This window comes from Pseudoalteromonas sp. SaAl2 (assembly GCF_052947895.1).
Genome location: NZ_CM129605.1, coordinates 1,918,747 through 1,936,121 on the forward strand (window position 1 = coordinate 1,918,747; position 17,375 = coordinate 1,936,121).

Annotated in this window: 15 protein-coding genes and 1 pseudogene; 3 read left to right on the top strand and 13 right to left on the bottom strand. The window is 38.0% G+C overall.

Features of this window, described 5'->3' with window-relative positions; translation table 11 throughout:
- The 5 genes from galK to ACU8V8_RS09335 all read right to left on the bottom strand — a co-directional run bounded on the left by galK (window position 1) and on the right by ACU8V8_RS09335 (window position 6,576).
- Window positions 1-1,155 (bottom strand): galactokinase, encoded by a 1,155-nt coding sequence (gene galK, locus ACU8V8_RS09315; RefSeq protein ID WP_446887257.1) that lies wholly within the window; start codon window positions 1,153-1,155, stop codon window positions 1-3.
- The gene (locus tag ACU8V8_RS09320; RefSeq protein WP_446887258.1) at window positions 1,155-2,198 is read right to left on the bottom strand and encodes a UDP-glucose--hexose-1-phosphate uridylyltransferase; all 1,044 of its coding nucleotides are present in this window, start codon (window positions 2,196-2,198) and stop codon (window positions 1,155-1,157) included. The genes galK and ACU8V8_RS09320 overlap by 1 nt, the downstream gene beginning before the upstream one ends.
- A gap of 67 nt (window positions 2,199-2,265) precedes the next feature.
- Complete coding sequence (locus ACU8V8_RS09325) at window positions 2,266-3,813, bottom strand: sulfatase family protein (protein WP_446887259.1); 1,548 nt, start codon at window positions 3,811-3,813, stop codon at window positions 2,266-2,268.
- Window positions 3,814-3,865: 52 nt separating this feature from the next.
- Complete coding sequence (locus ACU8V8_RS09330; RefSeq protein ID WP_446887260.1) at window positions 3,866-5,962, bottom strand: TonB-dependent receptor; 2,097 nt, start codon at window positions 5,960-5,962, stop codon at window positions 3,866-3,868.
- The gene (locus tag ACU8V8_RS09335; protein WP_446887261.1) at window positions 5,950-6,576 is read right to left on the bottom strand and encodes a TonB-dependent receptor plug domain-containing protein; all 627 of its coding nucleotides are present in this window, start codon (window positions 6,574-6,576) and stop codon (window positions 5,950-5,952) included. The genes ACU8V8_RS09330 and ACU8V8_RS09335 overlap by 13 nt, the downstream gene beginning before the upstream one ends.
- A 403-nt stretch (window positions 6,577-6,979) precedes the next feature.
- Here ACU8V8_RS09335 and ACU8V8_RS09340 point away from each other — a divergent pair.
- Window positions 6,980-7,113, top strand: a pseudogene (locus tag ACU8V8_RS09340) (ISAs1 family transposase); the annotation flags it as partial.
- Window positions 7,114-7,196: 83 nt separating this feature from the next.
- On the opposite strand, the gene ACU8V8_RS09345 reads toward ACU8V8_RS09340, so the two are convergent.
- A complete protein-coding gene (locus ACU8V8_RS09345) occupies window positions 7,197-7,328 on the bottom strand; it encodes a helix-turn-helix domain-containing protein (protein WP_446889615.1) in 132 nt (43 codons plus the stop codon).
- A 421-nt stretch (window positions 7,329-7,749) separates the two neighbouring features.
- Here ACU8V8_RS09345 and ACU8V8_RS09350 point away from each other — a divergent pair, with 421 nt between their 5' ends.
- Window positions 7,750-7,875 carry an Arm DNA-binding domain-containing protein gene (locus ACU8V8_RS09350; RefSeq protein WP_446887262.1) on the top strand — a complete coding sequence of 42 codons (126 nt, stop codon included), beginning with the start codon at window positions 7,750-7,752 and terminating at the stop codon, window positions 7,873-7,875.
- Between the two features lie 201 nt (window positions 7,876-8,076).
- Window positions 8,077-8,487, top strand: a complete 411-nt coding sequence (locus ACU8V8_RS09355) for a hypothetical protein (protein WP_446889616.1) — start codon at window positions 8,077-8,079, stop codon at window positions 8,485-8,487.
- Window positions 8,488-9,502: 1,015 nt separating this feature from the next.
- Here the strand turns inward: ACU8V8_RS09355 and ACU8V8_RS09360 are convergent.
- The 7 genes from ACU8V8_RS09360 to ACU8V8_RS09390 all read right to left on the bottom strand — a co-directional run bounded on the left by ACU8V8_RS09360 (window position 9,503) and on the right by ACU8V8_RS09390 (window position 17,373).
- The gene (locus ACU8V8_RS09360; protein WP_446887263.1) at window positions 9,503-11,422 is read right to left on the bottom strand and encodes an arylsulfatase; all 1,920 of its coding nucleotides are present in this window, start codon (window positions 11,420-11,422) and stop codon (window positions 9,503-9,505) included.
- 506 nt (window positions 11,423-11,928) lie between these two features.
- Window positions 11,929-13,065 carry an FMN-dependent L-lactate dehydrogenase LldD gene (gene lldD, locus ACU8V8_RS09365; protein ID WP_446887264.1) on the bottom strand — a complete coding sequence of 379 codons (1,137 nt, stop codon included), beginning with the start codon at window positions 13,063-13,065 and terminating at the stop codon, window positions 11,929-11,931.
- A 70-nt stretch (window positions 13,066-13,135) separates the two neighbouring features.
- Window positions 13,136-13,984, bottom strand: a complete 849-nt coding sequence (locus ACU8V8_RS09370) for a fumarylacetoacetate hydrolase family protein (RefSeq protein ID WP_446887265.1) — start codon at window positions 13,982-13,984, stop codon at window positions 13,136-13,138.
- Between the two features lie 19 nt (window positions 13,985-14,003).
- Window positions 14,004-14,351 (bottom strand): L-rhamnose mutarotase, encoded by a 348-nt coding sequence (locus ACU8V8_RS09375; RefSeq protein WP_446887266.1) that lies wholly within the window; start codon window positions 14,349-14,351, stop codon window positions 14,004-14,006.
- Window positions 14,352-14,354: 3 nt separating this feature from the next.
- Window positions 14,355-15,683 (bottom strand): L-fucose:H+ symporter permease, encoded by a 1,329-nt coding sequence (gene fucP / locus ACU8V8_RS09380; protein ID WP_446887267.1) that lies wholly within the window; start codon window positions 15,681-15,683, stop codon window positions 14,355-14,357.
- A 62-nt stretch (window positions 15,684-15,745) separates the two neighbouring features.
- The gene (locus ACU8V8_RS09385; RefSeq protein WP_446887268.1) at window positions 15,746-16,513 is read right to left on the bottom strand and encodes an SDR family NAD(P)-dependent oxidoreductase; all 768 of its coding nucleotides are present in this window, start codon (window positions 16,511-16,513) and stop codon (window positions 15,746-15,748) included.
- 11 nt (window positions 16,514-16,524) lie between these two features.
- Complete coding sequence (locus tag ACU8V8_RS09390) at window positions 16,525-17,373, bottom strand: amidohydrolase family protein (protein WP_446887269.1); 849 nt, start codon at window positions 17,371-17,373, stop codon at window positions 16,525-16,527.
- Window positions 17,374-17,375 lie beyond the last annotated feature (2 nt).

Consider the following 17,375-nt stretch of genomic DNA (forward strand, 5'->3'; position numbering starts at 1 on the left):
TTATGCTCTAATTACTGACACGCCTGATGCAGGTAAACTGGTATAAATAGTTTCTTTGATACCGGTTTGTTGCTGATAATTCGCTGCAATTGCCGCACTAACCTCTTCGACCATACAATTTGGTACAAACGCCACCACACAACCGCCAAAGCCACCACCAGTCATACGTACTCCACCTTTGTTACCCATTACACTGTTAATAATTTCCACGAGGGTATCTATTTCTGGAGTGGTAATTTCAAATAAATCGCGCATAGACTGATGGCTTTGTGCCATCAGCTTACTTAACGTAGAAATATCATTATTTGTGAAGGCTTGCATTGCCGATAGAGTCCGCGCGTTTTCATACACTATATGCTCAACACGCTTTGCAACTTGCTTATCCAACTGCGCCTTATTAGCTTCATAATCTTCAATAGAAACATGGCGTAAACTAGGTTTTGAAAATGCTTGTGCGCCGGTATAGCACTGTTCGCGACGAAGATTATATTCGCTATCTACTAATCCACGCTTTACATTTGAGTTGATCATCATGATGGTCATGCCATCATTAATGCTTACCTCAATTAAATCGAGTGACTGACAATCAATTCCTAGTGCTTGACCTTGTTGACCGCACGCGGAAATTAATTGATCCATAATGCCGCAGTTGCAACCCACAAAATTGTTTTCTGCCGCTTGACCAATTTTAGCGATTTCTTTACGTTCAATAAATAAATTACATAAATGGTTAAAGGCATAAGCAACACCAACTTCTAAGGCGGCCGAGGAGCTTAAACCCGCCCCTTGCGGCACATTGCCTGTAATGCAGATATCACAGCCCGACAACACATGACCGCGTTTTTGTAACTCATCAACCACACCGCGCACATAATTGCTCCAACTCTGGCTTGGGTGATGAGCTATTTCTTGGCCTAGCACAAAGCTGTCGATTTCATTATCACAATCAAGTGCTAACACATTAACCGTGTTATCAGTACGAGGTGCAACAGCAATATAAGTGGCATATTCAATGGCACAAGGAAGTACAAAGCCATCGTTATAATCGGTGTGCTCGCCAATTAGATTTACTCGGCCCGGTGCTTTTACAACAAAATCAGCATCACGTCCGTAATGAGATAAAAATGCGTTGCGGGCATTGCTTTCAATGTTCATTATTTCACCTCTTTATAATGCGTCAGTGATTGCTGTTTTAAAATGGTAGCGGCTTGCTCTGGCGTTATATCACGCTGTGCCTCAGCCATCATTTCATAACCCACCATAAACTTTTTAACGGTTGCAGAGCGTAATAGTGGCGGGAAGAACTGGCCGTGTAATTGCCAATATGAGTCATCTTGATCATCATATGGCGCACCATGCCACCCCATTGAATAAGCAAACGAACATTGAAATAAATTGTCGTATTTGACCGTGATTTGTTTGATCACCTCAGCTAAGCTAGCTTGCTGAGCTGTTGTTAAATCAGTCATTCTGGTTATCGCAAAGCGCGGTAATAATAGCGTTTCAAATGGCCACGCGGCCCAATAAGGCACAACCACTAACCAATCGTCATTGATACATACAACGCGCTCATCTAATTCAACTTCTCGTTTGGCATAATCAAGCAATAAGTTTGATCCATACTGCTCGGTGTATTGTTGTAAGTTAACCTGCTTACGCGCTACTAAACTGGGTAACTGATGCTGAGCCCAAATTTGCCCATGGGGATGCGGGTTTGAACACCCCATCACAGCTCCTTTATTTTCAAATACTTGTATCCAACGATACGTCTGCGATAACTCAGTACATTGCTGTTGCCAAGTATCAACTACGTTGGCTATTTCAGTAATTGATAACTCTGGGAGTGTTTTTGAATGATCTGGCGAAAAACAAATTACCCGCGCAGTACCGCGCTCTGTTTGCATACTAAATAAAGGATCATCGACCGCTACATCAGGTATATCTTCACGCAATGCTGCAAAGTCATTAGTAAAAACAAACGTTCCGTCATAATTAGGGTTTACTTCACCATTAATGCGCGTATTGCCTTTACATAAAAAGCAATTTTCGTCATAGGCAGGTTTAATTTCATGATCAACACTTTCTTCTTGACCTTGCCAAGGGCGCTTAGCTCGATGCGGTGATACCAATACTGACTCTCCCAACAAAGGGTTATAGCGGCGGTGAGGATGTTCTACTGGATCAAATAACTTTGTCATTATTAACCTAATAAAATAATGTTGAGGGACATACGCTTGAAGATCTCAGTCCAAGCGTAAACTAAAACTACTGCTCAGAAACAAGCTTAAACTTTTCATTTTTAAGCGGGAATTGAGAACCAGATAAATTTGGATATTTAATTCTGAGTTCGTCGTATTCAGGGTTAATCGCTGTGTCTCCCCAAATGCCTAACATTAGCTTTAACGCTTCTTCATTTTCAGGGTACTGTCCTTGATCGTTGCTATCACGTATCCAGTCATCTAATACCTTTCTGTGCTCTAATAACGTCGACTTAAAGTTATTGTCATCAGCTAAATTAAAGATTTCGTGAGGGTCGTTTTCAAGATCGTAAAGTTCTTCTTTTGGCCTCGTTGGAGAAAAGTGCTTTGCTTGAACCTCATTCAACTTGCCATCTTCATAAAGCTTGCGAGATACTTTTGTTAGATCCCAGTAATCTCTATAACTAGGTTGCATACCTGAGCGTTCAGGATAAAAGTTTCGGATGTATTTAAAGCGCTCTGAACGAACCGATCTAATTCTATCAATCGTAAAATCACATCTATCACGAGCCGAAATAACATATTTATGACCCTGGTAATTATCAGAGAATAAGTTTTCACCTTCAAAGTATTCAGGTATATCGATACCGGCAAGGCTTAGCGTTGTTGCACTTATATCAAGCATACTTACTTGCTCGTCTCTTACTTGCGGCTTTAACTTATCATCATGCCCTTTCCAATAAGCAATGAAAGGTACTTTAAGACCACCATCGTATAAAAACTGTTTATGTCTTAAAAAACGAGTGCCATGATCAGCAAAGAAAAATATGACCGTATTTTCTAATTCTCCATCTTTTTCTAAGCGAGAAAAAACACTTGCAACCTCTCTATCTGTGATCTGCAGAGATTCTAAATATCTAGCCCATTCTTCAATAACAATGGGATCATTTGGGTAATAAGGAGGCAACTTAATTTTACTTCTATCGATGGGATACTTCACTTTTTCAGAAAACTTGCTACTGAAAATATGCTTTCCACCTTTTAATTGGATTTGTCCAAAGAATGGTTGCTCTGGGTTGGCTCTATCGTTCCAATCAATTTCTACACCCGACTTACCGTAGAGTGGATGCACCTTATAATCACCGCTGTATAAGTCAAAACGGTCATAGCTGAAGTTATAATCATCCTTACCACTATTAAAAGTAAAATAACCATTTTGCTTCATAATTTCAGGAACAGTTTTTATATTATCTGGGAGTAAAATTGTTGATTCTGGAGTACGCGAACTGTGATGGTTATGAATACCTAAATTTGTTTGCATTTGCCCCGTCATCATAGCTGATCTCATTGCAGAACAGACAGGCGCAGGCGCAATGGCATTGTTAAACTTTACACCGACTCTTGCTAACTCATCTATCGTTGGAGTGGTTACTAAATCATTACCATCGTGCGCAAAGTCAGGTGAGATGTCTTCAACATATATCCATAATATGTTCGGCTTTTTATCCTGTAAATTCACCGTTTCTTTTTGTAGGGAAGAGTCACTCTCTTTTGTACACGCAATTAAACCAGTACAAATAAAAATTACAGCTAAATATCGTTTAAATAAATACATTTCTATTACCTATTTGAGTAACTCCAGCGAAGCAGAGTTACTCATGTGATGATTAAAACTGAGCCCGTATACCTAACGCATAACGAGAACCAAAATCTTCATAACCAACCTTCTGACTTTCGTCCTGGTTGTAATATTGGCTTAATGTTTCGTTCGTAATATTTACTCCTTCAAAGTAAACCTGCATGGTGTCTGCAAAATCATAACTCGCTCTAAAATCAAGCTGCCCGAAATCATCAACATGTTTTGGCCCCCCTAGCCACGTGCTCGCCTCACTTAAATAATCAGAACGATAGTTATAGGCAAATCTTACTTTTATTGCGTCTCTTTCATAAAATAAAATCAGGTTAGCGTTATGCTCAGACAACCCTTCCAATGTTAAGTCCTCAACGCCACCCAACTCACTGTAATCAGCGGTACTATCTATGTTGGTGTAGTTAGCTTGAATCCCTAATCCATTAAACGGTTCAGGTAATTGGTCAAATAATTGTTGGTAAGCAACTTCAATCCCAGTGATCTCCCCCTCGCCACCATTTCTTGGGCGAGTATCACCAAATTGAACACCCTCAATCATGACAGGTTCTGTTGTAATTGTGAGGAATGAAGATAGGTTCTTTTGAAATCCAGCAAGTGTAATCGTCGTTGAATCATCCATGTACCACTCTAAAGTAACATCATAGTTTTGAGATTTGAATGGTTGTAAATTTGGATTTTGAGCGTTAACTCTTTCTGCATCCACATTAATATTATAGGTAACACTGGTTGAAAGACTTGAAATAGTTGGTCGAGTTATTGTGTCAGAATAGCTGGCTCTAAAAATTAAGCCTTCTATATCCATAAACTCCCATTTAAAGTTTGCGCTGGGTAAGATTTCATCGTAATCATTTTGGAAAGTTCTTACTTCTGGTGCACTAAAAACAGCATCTCTGTTTTCAATGCTGCCATCAGGATTAACAATATTTATAAGCTCTTCGATATAAACATATTGCCCCGTAGAAGTAAGATCGGTCTGAATATAACGTGCGCCTAAATTTAGATCCCAATTATCACCAGCAAAGCCTAATTGAACGTACGCAGCAAAATTATCTTCTTGAACATTCGTTGTAGCACCATCATCGCGTTGTGCTGTAAATGCACCATCAGCAAGTAAAGATTCAACACTTGCTCTATCCTCTGCAGAAAGTTGACTTAATGCTTCTTCAGATTGGTAATAAGCTGTTAATGCATCAAAATCATAATTAATCCAGCTGCTAGCAAACTCACCAGCCACTTGACTTAAAAAATTATTAGGTTCAAATGCATTAAAAATTGATGGATCTGTAATCGTCACTTTTGCATTATTAAAGCATCGGCCGCATACACCACGCATAGAGGCTACTTGATCTTTTTCACGTTCTGAATAGTAAAAACCAAAATCAATGTTCTGCAAATAACCCATTTCATCAACAATGTACTCAAAATCAAGCTTAGCTTCTAAAACGTTATCCTGCGTATTATTACCAGCATTAGTTACAACATGAGAAGACCAAATATTCGGATCAGTCAGATTTTCTTTGGTATTAATTAAAGGAAAGTCGCTTCCTAATGAGTACGCCATTTCACTAAATGCACGTGTTACATAAAAACGACTTTTACCATACCCATCACCTTTAGCTTCAGAGTAGGCAATATCAGTAATCGCTTTCAAGTTATTTGAAATTTGCCACTCATGATTTAGCCCTACTTGGTAGGTAGTAGTATCTCGAGGAGAAGACGCTCTAATAACATCAACAAAACCATCTTTAGTTGCAGATTGAACCATGCCGCTATTATTAACTACAACATTACTAAAACCATTTTCGCGACCCACACTAAAAGGAAATGCGACTTCAGTACTACTATCTTCAACGTTAAATATCGAAAATAAACCATCAATCGTCAAAATCTGATCATCATTTGGCTTCCATTGATACACCAATGTACCGCCAATGCGCTCACGGTCTTGATCAAAAACTTGATATCTTTGGCTCGCTAAGGTTAAAACGTCATTTGCCGGTTCACCATTTACGGTCTGTGTTTCATCAAAACTATATGGAACATAACCGTCAGAGAAAACGCTATCAATTCTTACTGTACGTTGATTATAAGAAAGCGATGCTAGAAAACCCATATCATCATTAAAAGCGTACTGAATAGAGCCGACCCTTTCATATCGTAAGATTCAGCATTTGTATCATACGTGCCAGCAATTGAAGCACTCATCTTCGTCTCGTTGATATCAAATGGCCTCCAAGTAGTGATATCTACTGTTCCTCCAATTGCACCTTCAGTAAGATTTGAACTGTAACTCTTATAAACTGTCGCGCCATTAATTAAGTCAGCAGGCAATACATCAAGACTAAATTCACGCCCAGCATTTTCAGTAGCTAAAATACGACCATTAGCTAATACTGTATTAAACTCTGGTCCAAGTCCCCTCACTGTAATAAAACGACCTTCACCACCAGAACGGTCTATTGAAACTCCTGTTATACGCTGCAGTGATTCCGCTACATTCGCATCAGGGAATACTCCTAAGTCTTCAGCAGAGATACCATCGACAATATTATCCGAAGAGCGCTTTGTCTCATTCGCAGTGATAATGCTCTGACGAATGCCTGTGACTTGAATTACTTCTACGTCTTTATTTTTATCTGCAGATAATTCTTGGCTAATTGCTTCAGATAATGGCAATAAACCGAATGTCCCTGCTAATAACGTGTTTATGTAAATATTTCTTTTCATTATTATGACCCCTGTTGATTAAGGTAGTAGTAAATTGATTATCAGCATCAGGTAAATGTTAAACTTATACATTTTATGAAATTATTCACCTACCAACTGGTTACATATTTGTATCAAAAATTTCGCCTCTTAACTTATCGATTTAACTATAATCACTCCTGAAAAATCACTTCGTTGAATATATTTTAAAGTTAAATATTTCTGAAAAAGTTAAACGCATTGAAAGTTGCAAATAAATAGCATTAACCGATTCTACAGACAGCCTAACTTTGCTACTTTGAAGAAATCTGAAACCGGCGTGCTTAACTATCACTGGCTGATCACTGCCACTACAATCTTGAGGCTTTGGACGATTAGCTATCTCTAAGCTCTAAAATCAGTGAGGATGTTTAACTAAGTAATGTTTAATGTAATGCGAAAGATAGCCATGGCGCTTTTTAAACAAGATATATCTAAGTCAGCAAGTCTGGGGAGAAAAAGAAAATGGCAGGGCTAGACGATGATTACCGCTCACCCCTGTTAGAGTTTGGGATTTAAATGCGCTAGCCGTGGTTAAGGTTAATAACACGTACTGGTAATGTAGTTGTAATGCATCTGATGCTTTTAATACAACTCGTTAGTTAATTATCGACTTTTCCGTAGGTAATAATTTCTTCAATTTTACAATCGAAATACTCACACAAAGCGTCTAATATCCGCGTAGTCGTAGAATAATTAATTATTATTTGCCATTTTTGACATAGCGGCTTTATTTACTCCGGCGGCATTTTTAACTTCATATAACGTAATTTTACGTCAATATTTCAATGGTTTAGCTGCGATTGATTCCTTTAAGTTATAAACAATCATTTTAATACAACCAATTATTTAAAAGTTTCTTTACAGGATACTTTGAGTGTAATTTAATCAAGTTAGTTTTTTGTGAGGATACTTTGTAATTAAAAATGAATTTACTTTGCTTTCTGCTAAAGAACTTTCAAGCTTTATTAAGTTCAGCCCAGATTTAACCGTAAGTTGAAAGACAATGTTTTTTTGAGAATGAGCATTACATTAGACCTTTTGGATCAAGAAAAATACTTTACCTTTTAAAGAGTGTAATGGATGAAATGTATAACACTACGTCTAAAAATGAATGCGACTTTATCATTCCTCTTGCAAGTGGAGGTGTATGTTATGGCTAGTGTAAGAAGCCGAAACAATAAGTTGTTTTTTGATTTTTATTATCAAAATATACGATGTCGTGAGCAGACCTTACTCAAGGATACAAAAGCTAATCGTATCAAATTTGAGAAGTTCTAGAAAACATTGAGGCTCAAATCATGCTTGATAGATTTGTCTATCGTGATGTATTTCCTAAAAGCATTCGATGCTCTGTATTTAAAAAATATGATGACCAAATACAGACGTTAAAAAAAGACCACGACAAATAAAAGCGATCTGATAGTAGTTAATACGCCGACATTTGAGCAATTTGCTTACGAGTGGCTAGAAGAAAGTAAAATACACTGGAAGCTTAGCCATTACAAAAATGTTGTAATGATTTTCGAACGTTATTTAATCCCAGAATTTGGTCAATTTAGGTTAAATGAAATTAATCGTACTCATATTATTAAATATCGTGCCAGTATTTTAGAACCGAAACGAAACTTATCGGTAAAGAAAAAGCTGAGTAATGATTGGATCAATCACGTAATGACCCCACTGCGAAAAATGCTTAAAGAAGCTTCATTACGCTATGAGTTTCAAACACAATTTATTAATATTCAACCTTTAAAAAAACCGAAAACTAAAATCGAACCCTTTTCATTAAAAGAAGTACAACTCTTTTTAAAAAATGTTCGAGCTGACTTTCATAATTATTGCACTGTTTTCTTTTTACTGCTATCCGTACTACAGAAATCGATGGCTTGAAATGGGAGTATGTTAATTTTGACAGAAATGAAATAACAATCCAGTAATAATTGATCAAGAGTAAACTTTTACCTTTTCGGTTTAACAACATTCTGTTTTGTCATGAGCACTTTGAATACAGCATCGCTTGATTGACACTAAAATTCAAACCCGGAAATTTTGTACTAATTTTGAGCCATGTACACAATTCAGTTTTTGTTTTTATTTTTGGAAAAAGCATTTTCCAAGATTGCGTTTTAAAAACACTAGGCTCCTCTGAGAAGAGACTTTTAAGTAGTGCAGATATACTTGTACCATTTACATTAAAATACTGTTTATGCATGATTCTTAAAACATCATTTAAGAATATGAGTTTACGTTCAGAGGGCTTAGGTCTTGATGAAATAACCAAACATGGAACAAAATCTTTTCGTCTAATATTTTAGTACGCTGTAATTTAGTGTACGTAAAAAAGCCCTGATATAACATAATGCTGACCGTCGATTTCATAACAAACCATCGGAGCTTGATATGCATCTAAATAAAAGGAGTCTAAATCATCAAAAATATCATCATGACTGGATTTAAAAAAGACACTATATTCGTTTCTAAAACTATTGTGCTGATAGTTCTATCTAAGGTGAGCGAGCATACATCCACATTACTTAACTTAGCCGTGCCAAGGAGCAAATTAATTTTTGAATAGGCTTTCTTTATTTTGTTTGGCACCATAGATAATCAACACAATAGTGGTAATAATGACATTTTAATGTTTGTGCCTAAACAGCGCCTTTATCAAGTTTAACTACTTTAAAACCCTCACTAAATATGCCAAAATAAAACTTAACAACTTGAAATGTAATCAATTATTATTTTTAAGCTAAAATAATAGATTATTTTTTAACGTCTTGACATGGTAGAGGTCGGTGGTTCGAATCCACTCAGTCGTACCAATTTATTCTAACTTATTTGAATAAATTATATTTAAGAACCTCAAATTGTACGACTGTAGTTCAGTTGATTAGAGCGCTACCTACTACCCTTGTCTCTCAACATACATATAAAATGCCGGCAAGCCTGTAGCTAAACCACTATCATCATTATGGTTATCAAACCATGCACGCATATCTAAATCACCAACCGATAATGGCACTTTGAACGAGATTGATGTAGCCCCCTGAGGGATTGGCAAAGTTTTCACGTCACCATTTAATTGTAAATGTGCAAACCGCTTTGGGATCACCTTGTTTGCTGGAATATCATGTAAATATAGAGTCAGGGTATACAGGCCATTTTCAGCCACTTTTAATGCCCAAGGAGACACCATAAATTTATCTTCATTACCAACCCAACCGTGGCCTTTCCCCCACTTATCTTCACCAAAACCAGGCCACCATGGCACTTGCCCTGTATTTGGTGATAACCAATCCATGCCTGTTAAGCGTGATGGGTTTTCAAATTTACTACCAATGATAGGTCTAGTTGTAGGCGTGCCTTTACCCGTTGTGTACTGCCACCACTGCTCATAATATTTAGATAACTCGGCAACTTTTTCCGGGTGTTGCGCGCTAATATCGTGTTTTTGACCAGGATCATTTGTCAAATCAAATAACTCCACTCCCCCATCTTGAACGGCATGAACGTAACGCCAATTTCCCTGCATAACTGAATATGGACGTTGAGGGTCTGGGTTTAACACTCTTTGGTTTGTTACTACTAATGTTCTATTTGGTAAGCTACTTTCGTTTTTCAAAACAGGTGTTAACGAAATACCATCAGTATCAACATTGTCGGCTTTAATATCAGCTAAATCTAATAAGGTTGGTAAAATATCAAAATGAGAAGCTAAATCATTAATATCAGCTGGGTCTCCCAAATTACCATTTGGCCAGCGAATAAAAAATGGCACTCTATGACCGCCATCATAAGTTGAAGCTTTGCCTCCGCGCATATAACTATTTAAGGTATTTATTTTTTTACCTGTTTGTTTTTCAATAGCTAGTTTGACATCTTCTGAAAGCCAATTTAATGGTTCACCATTACTTTTAGCAGCCATCGATGAACCGTTATCGGTCATAAAGATAAAAATAGTATCATCTTCAAGTTTTTCATCATGAAGAACCGAGCGCAAGCGTCCAACATTTTCATCTATATTGGCAATCATACCGTAGAACTTAGCCATATCTTCAGGTAAGCCTAATGCGGTATAAGGTTCGATATATTTGGCTGGTGCGCGCCAAGGTATGTGCGGGCCGTTAAGAGATAAATAAACAAAGAAGGGGGAGTCTTTACCTTTTTGTTGTTTCATAAAGTTTATTGCTTCATTAAACCACACGTCAGTAGCAAAACCTTTGTATTGCTTTTCTTCACCATTTAAAAAGTAGGTATCATCAAACTGGTCATTTTCCCAATAATCTGGTGATTGTCCAACACCGCCACCACCGTGAATGAGTGCATGATTAAAACCCTGATCTTGAGGACGAAATGGGTAATTTTCACCTAAGTGCCACTTACCAAACATAGCGGTGTTATAACCGGCTTCTTTTAATATTTCAGGTAAAATATGATGTTTATCAGACAGCATATGCCTACCCATCACAGTATGCCATACGCCAGCTCTTAATGAATATTTACCACTCATAATAGCTGCACGCGTTGGTGAACATGTTGGATCTACGTGAAAATTTGTGAAACGTTGACTTTGGGCAGCTAATGTTTCAATTTCAGGTGTTTTAACAATCGGGTTGTTATAGATACTGAAATCACCATAACCTTGGTCATCGGTCATTAATAATACGATATTTGGACGTTTGTGTTTCTGACTAGATGAACCTTCTTGTACAGCTTTTTGTTGAGATTGCTCTGGTGCATTGCAGCCTGTAATGCCTATAACACATAATAAGAAAAGACTAAGTGTCCTGCGGTTCTTTTGCGCTAATGATTTTAATATATTCATATATTTCCCATTTTCACTCAAAGAGTAAGTTTTTATTTTTATAGATATAAGTATTTATGGTTTATAACCATTCTATTTTAAAGCTGTGTATTTACATGTAATTATTCAATTAAGGCTGTAAGCTGCTGCGAAATATTAGTAATAACGGATCGCTCTTTATAGCAGGATTTAGTCTTTTAAATGGATTGGCTGACTAGACAACCAAAACAATAAAACCAGCAACAATAAAGTGTATATTTATATAGAATAAACACCATTTTTCTACAAGTCAATCTGTATAAGATGTAAAATTATTTATTTAAATATCGCTATACAAAAGAAGCACTTGATCGATAAAACATCGATTAAACGGGTAAATAAACCGCTTCAAAACAAAACGCAATTATCCATAACATTCAATAACTTAACTATAAAAACCCACCTTGAGTTCTTGTTGTTATCATTTTTATTAGCTCACAAAAAAGCCTGTTTAATAAACTTAAACAGGCTTTTTAATTTATTAAAAATCAATATTGTATTAATGAATCTCGGGTTAAGTCTTTAATCGTCTTAGCGCCAGTGAGGGTCATCGCTACCCGTATTTCTTTATCATAAAGATCAAGCAGCTCTTCAACGCCTTGCTGACCACGCGCAGCTAAAGCATAGATATAAGATCGACCAAGCAAGGTACAGTCTGCACCGAGTGCCATCATCCGACATACATCAAGGCCTGAGCGAATACCTGAGTCGACAAAGATTTTTAAGTCGCCTTTCACCGCATCAGCTATAGCAGGCAATGCACGAGCTGAAGAAATCGCACCATCGAGTTGACGACCACCATGATTAGAAACAACAATACCATCTGCGCCAAATTTCACCGCATCTTTGGCATCTTCCACATCCAAAATACCTTTGATCACCATAGGGCCATCCCAGAAATCTCGGATCCATTCGAGGTCTTTCCAACTAATTGAAGGATCAAAATTTGTGCCTAACCAGCCAATATAATCTTCAAGTTTCGTCGGCGTACCGCGATACTTAGAAATATTACCTAAGTCATGAGGTTTGCCTAAAACGCCTACATCTAGCGCCCATTGTGGATGCGTCATGGCTTGTAGAATACGTCGTGATGCTGCAAAAGGCCCACTCATTCCCGAGTGCATATCACGATAACGAGCACCAGGTACAGGCATATCAACCGTAAATACAAGTGTTGTTACGCCTTCAGCCTTTGCGCGCTGCAAAGCGTTTTTCATAAATTCACGGTCTTTAAGCACATAAAGCTGAAACCACATCGGCCTTTCAATAGCGGGGGTAACTTCTTCAATTGGACATACTGAAACCGTCGACATAATAAAAGGCAGACCTTTATTTTCAGCCGCTTTAGCTGCCTGTACTTCGCCTCGCTTTGCATACATACCGGTTAAACCGACAGGTGCAAGCGCAATAGGCATAGCAAATTTTTCACCAAATATTTCTGTGCTCAAATCAAGCTCAGACATATCATTTAGCACGCGTTGCTTTAGCGCTATATCCGATAAATCATCAACATTACGTCGAAGTGTATCTTCTTTATATGAACCGCCATCAATATAGTGAAATAAAAATGGCGGCAGTCGCTTTTTGGCGGCCGCTCTAAAATCAGTTGGAGCAGAAATAATCATCGCCTATTCCTTTTAATAATTAAAAGCAGGTGAGTTTCAGCTTCTTTGCCCAACCTGCTTTTATATTTTACTAACCTTTATAACGTGCAACGGTTTGCTCTTGAACACCTAAGCCATCAATACCCAGACGCATAACATCACCTTCTTTCAAATATAATGGTGGTTGCATACCTAAACCTACGCCTGGAGGTGTACCTGTACTGATAATGTCACCTGGTTGTAAGCTCATAAACTGGCTAATGTAGTGCACTAAGAAAGGTACTTTGTAAACCATGGTATTTGTGTTGCCGTTTTGCACTTTTTTACCATTAAGCTCTAGCCAAATACTTAAATTATTAAAGTCTTGAACTTCATCCGGCGTTGCTAAAAATGGACCAACCGGGCCAAACGTATCGCAACCTTTGCCTTTACACCATTGACCAGCACGTTCAATTTGATATTCACGCTCTGATAAATCATTCACTACACAGAAACCAGCAACATAATCCATAGCATCTGCTTCTGACACATATTTAGCTTCTTTGCCAATCACCACACCTAGCTCAACTTCCCAGTCACTTTTCTCTGATTTAGGTGGTAACTCAACATTGTCGTTTGGGCCTACGATTGATGATGTTGCCTTGAAGAACAATACCGGCTCTGGTGGTACATCCATACCAGACTCAGCAGCATGATCGGCGTAATTCAGGCCAACACAAATCATTTTACCTACTTCTGCGACTGGCTCTGCAATTCGAACACCGTCAGCCACAACAGGCAATGAACTAATATCAATAGTTTTTAACTTTGCTAAACCATCGTTAGAAAAAAATGCGCTGTCATAATCATTAATATGTGCTGATACATCGCGAAGTATGTCGTTTGTATCTAAGATACCTGGCTTTTCTTGGCCTACTGCACCAAATCTTACTAATTTCATAAATACCTCTATTTCTAAATTATATCTGTTCGTTTAAATCAAAAATTTTACCCATCAACTGCCACTTATCACCGGCTTTACTACCCGGTAAAGCTTGCTGAAAGGTACTCATTAGTTCTTCCCATTGCTGCACCTTGTGATTACTAAGGTCGCTTTTTTCTTTTTTTTCAAAGCTAAACTCATCGGTGACATACATGATCATGAACAACCGATTAGCAACCAAATAGATTTGCATATCTTCAATACCTGCTTGTTTAATTGAGTCAATCACTTGCGGCCATACATTACCCTTAGCATGATATTCTTTATATTTTTCAATTAGTTTAATGTCATCTTTGAGATCAAGCGCAAAGCAATACTGTTTCATCTTTTAGCTACCTTTTTGAGAACGTTTGCCATAAACCGCAATAACAACAAAACATATAAGCGGTAAAACAAAAGACATTTTAGTCGCTGAAAATCCATCAAGCACAGTGTTTAAATCAATAATCGATGCCTGTGCCATAGGTAAAAAAGTCCCGCCTACGATGGCCATTATTAAGCCTGCAGCACCTAGCTTGGCATCATCACCTGTGCCTTCGAGCGCGATACCATAGATAGTAGGAAACATCAGTGACATACAAGCAGAAATACAAATTAACGCGTAGATCCCCGCAACACCTTGTAGAAAAATAGTGGCGAGTGTGAAGCCCATTCCCGCCCCTGCAAGGATCATGAGTAAACGACCAGGATTAATGTACTTTAATAAAAACGTGCATACAAAACGGCTAATACAAAAAATGATCATCGCATAAATGTTATACATTTGTGATTGTGCTTCCGCTGCTTTTTCTGTCATACCAGTGCTGACTAACACTTCAGTACCATAATGAATAATGAAGGTCCAACACATGATTTGCGCACCTACATAAAACATCTGTGCAACGACACCTTCACGATAATTGCGGTTTGCTAATAATCGTTTAAAAGTACCTTTGATATCTAAATCAGTTGAGTTTGTTTCGGTGCTAGGCATTTTTTTAAAAGCAATAATCACCAACACAGCTAAAACAACTAAACCAATCACCAAATAAGGGTTGCGGATCACCTCTAAGTCATTCGCTGTAATTGCTGCAAGTTGTTCCATTGCTGACGTAGAACCATTAGCTGCCAAATCTCTGCGTTCTAAGTCGGTTGCAGGATTGAGTTTTTGAATGATAAATTGCGTCGCAATAAACATCCCCAACAATGAACCAACCGGATTAAAAGCTTGCGCTAAGTTTAGGCGTTGTGTTGCTGTTTCTTTTGGCCCCATAGACAAAATATAAGGATTTGCGCTAGTTTCTAAAAACGATAAACCGCAAGTCATAACAAAAAATGCCAGTAAGAAAGGAGCAAACGCTTGAGCCCCAGCTGCGGGTATGAACAGAAAAGCGCCCAATGCATAAAAAGCTAATCCCAAGATTAAGCCTGCTTTATAAGTAAACTTTTTGATAAAAATAGCCGCTGGGATTGCCATTAGACCGTAGCCGCCATAAAACGCGACTTGAACTAAAGTGCCTTCAGCTGTACTCATTTGCAAAATTTTAGAAAAAGCTTTCACCAAAGGATTGGTAATGTCGTTAGCAAATCCCCATAGTGGGAAACATAATGTTACCAAAATAAATGACGCTAAAAACGCCTTTGGTACCACTTCATACTTTTGACCTGCGTTGCTCATATGACAATCTTCTTTTTATTGTGTGTGTTGTGTGTAGTTGTTGTATGTCAGTTTTTATCTAATTAGTTATTAATAGTGACAAAACCACCATCAATAGGAATATTAGTACCCGTAATAAATGAAGCTTGATCAGAGCACAAATATTGTACTAACCCCGCTATTTCATCTGGGGTTCCCATGCGACCAATTGGTTGAGTTTTAGATAGTTTTTCAAACATTTCTTGTTTGTTATCTGGGTAGTTTTTTTCTAGGTAACTTTCAACAAATGGAGTATGTACACGCCCTGGTGCAATACAATTACAACGAATACCGTAAGCCACATAATCTTTAGCAATTGAGTAAGTCATCGTTAATACCGCCCCTTTACTCATTGAATAAGCAAACCTATCTGGAATACCAACACTTGATGCTATCGACGCCATATTAATTATGATGCCAGATCGCTGCTCTTTCATCGTCGGCACAACTGCCGCTGCGCAGTTATAAACACCTTTTACATTTACGTTATAAACTTTATCTAATTCTTGTTCTGATGTTTCTTCAATTGTGCCGATCGAGCCAATGCCCGCGTTATTTATTAAAACGTCTATGGTGTTATTGTCTTGCTTAATTTTTTCAAACGCCTCAGACACGGCAACAGTATTTGACACGTCAACCGCGACTGCGTCAGCTTGACCACCTGCATCTTTAATTTCAGTTGCTGTTGCTTCTGCAGCTTCTAAATTTAAATCAATAACGATAACTTTATATTCCGATGCACCTAGCGCTTTACAAATACTGTAGCCAATACCACTGCCACCACCGGTTACCACTGCTGTTTTATTTGTCATTGAAATGCTCCTTAATTTACTAATTTATAAAAAGCCTTAGCCGTGTTTGACCAAAGGTTTTGTTTATCTTTCTCTTGCCAATCTGCTACTAATTGGCTGCTTAGCGAAAACCAGTCTGCGTAACTGCTATTAGTATTCACTACAGGCCAATCACTGCCCCACATCATTCGAGATGAACCAAAAATATCAGTGACACTTTTTAAGTACGGTACAAAATCGCTCGCATCGATTTGCTCACTGCTTGCTTCAGTTGTCAGCCCCGATACTTTGATGTACACATTATCTAACTCTTTAAAATTGTTTAATGCGTCGCTCCACGCTGCAAACTCACTCTTGGCGATGTTTGGTTTAGCACAGTGATCAATCACAATGTGCAATTGCGGATAACGCTGAGCAATCTTTCTAATATTCGCTAAGTGCTTTGTTGTGACTAACGCGTCAAAGGTTAAACCCAGTGTTGCTAGCTGGCTAAATATCGGCTCAAAAGAGGGAGTTAAAATCCAATCGACATCGTCGATATCTTGTAACATAGGCCGAACACCCTTAAATTTATGATGGCGTGAAAGTGCTAATAGTCTTTTACACACCACTTGCTCAGGTAGTGTCCAGTCAACCCAACCAACGACACCCGCAATAAAACGATTTTCTTCAGCAAGCGCTAACATAAAATCGGTCTCATCATCAGTTGCAGCTGCTTGAACCAATACCGATTGAGTAGGCATGTGTTGTTTTGCTGCCTGCTCATAATCGTGGGGTAAGTAGTCACGATATAATGACGTTAACTGGGGTGTTAACCAATGATAATCACCGCGATTTAACTGCCAGAAATGTTGGTGACTATCTATCAATATATGAGACATAT

What these genes read in the sequence shown, in the direction of transcription:
- ACU8V8_RS09360 (WP_446887263.1), bottom strand. Translation starts at nt 11,422, where the DNA reads ATGAATATATTAAAATCATTAGCGCAAAAGAACCGCAGGACACTTAGT.
- ACU8V8_RS09385 (WP_446887268.1), bottom strand. Translation starts at nt 16,513, where the DNA reads ATGACAAATAAAACAGCAGTGGTAACCGGTGGTGGCAGTGGTATTGGC.
- ACU8V8_RS09370 (WP_446887265.1), bottom strand. Translation starts at nt 13,984, where the DNA reads ATGAAATTAGTAAGATTTGGTGCAGTAGGCCAAGAAAAGCCAGGTATC.
- fucP (WP_446887267.1), bottom strand. Translation starts at nt 15,683, where the DNA reads ATGAGCAACGCAGGTCAAAAGTATGAAGTGGTACCAAAGGCGTTTTTA.
- ACU8V8_RS09375 (WP_446887266.1), bottom strand. Translation starts at nt 14,351, where the DNA reads ATGAAACAGTATTGCTTTGCGCTTGATCTCAAAGATGACATTAAACTA.
- ACU8V8_RS09335 (WP_446887261.1), bottom strand. Translation starts at nt 6,576, where the DNA reads ATGAAAAGAAATATTTACATAAACACGTTATTAGCAGGGACATTCGGT.
- ACU8V8_RS09325 (WP_446887259.1), bottom strand. Translation starts at nt 3,813, where the DNA reads ATGTATTTATTTAAACGATATTTAGCTGTAATTTTTATTTGTACTGGT.
- lldD (WP_446887264.1), bottom strand. Translation starts at nt 13,065, where the DNA reads ATGATTATTTCTGCTCCAACTGATTTTAGAGCGGCCGCCAAAAAGCGA.
- ACU8V8_RS09320 (WP_446887258.1), bottom strand. Translation starts at nt 2,198, where the DNA reads ATGACAAAGTTATTTGATCCAGTAGAACATCCTCACCGCCGCTATAAC.
- ACU8V8_RS09330 (WP_446887260.1), bottom strand. Translation starts at nt 5,962, where the DNA reads ATGGGTTTTCTAGCATCGCTTTCTTATAATCAACGTACAGTAAGAATT.
- ACU8V8_RS09350 (WP_446887262.1), top strand. Translation starts at nt 7,750, where the DNA reads ATGGCTAGTGTAAGAAGCCGAAACAATAAGTTGTTTTTTGATTTTTAT.
- ACU8V8_RS09390 (WP_446887269.1), bottom strand. Translation starts at nt 17,373, where the DNA reads ATGTCTCATATATTGATAGATAGTCACCAACATTTCTGGCAGTTAAAT.
- galK (WP_446887257.1), bottom strand. Translation starts at nt 1,155, where the DNA reads ATGAACATTGAAAGCAATGCCCGCAACGCATTTTTATCTCATTACGGA.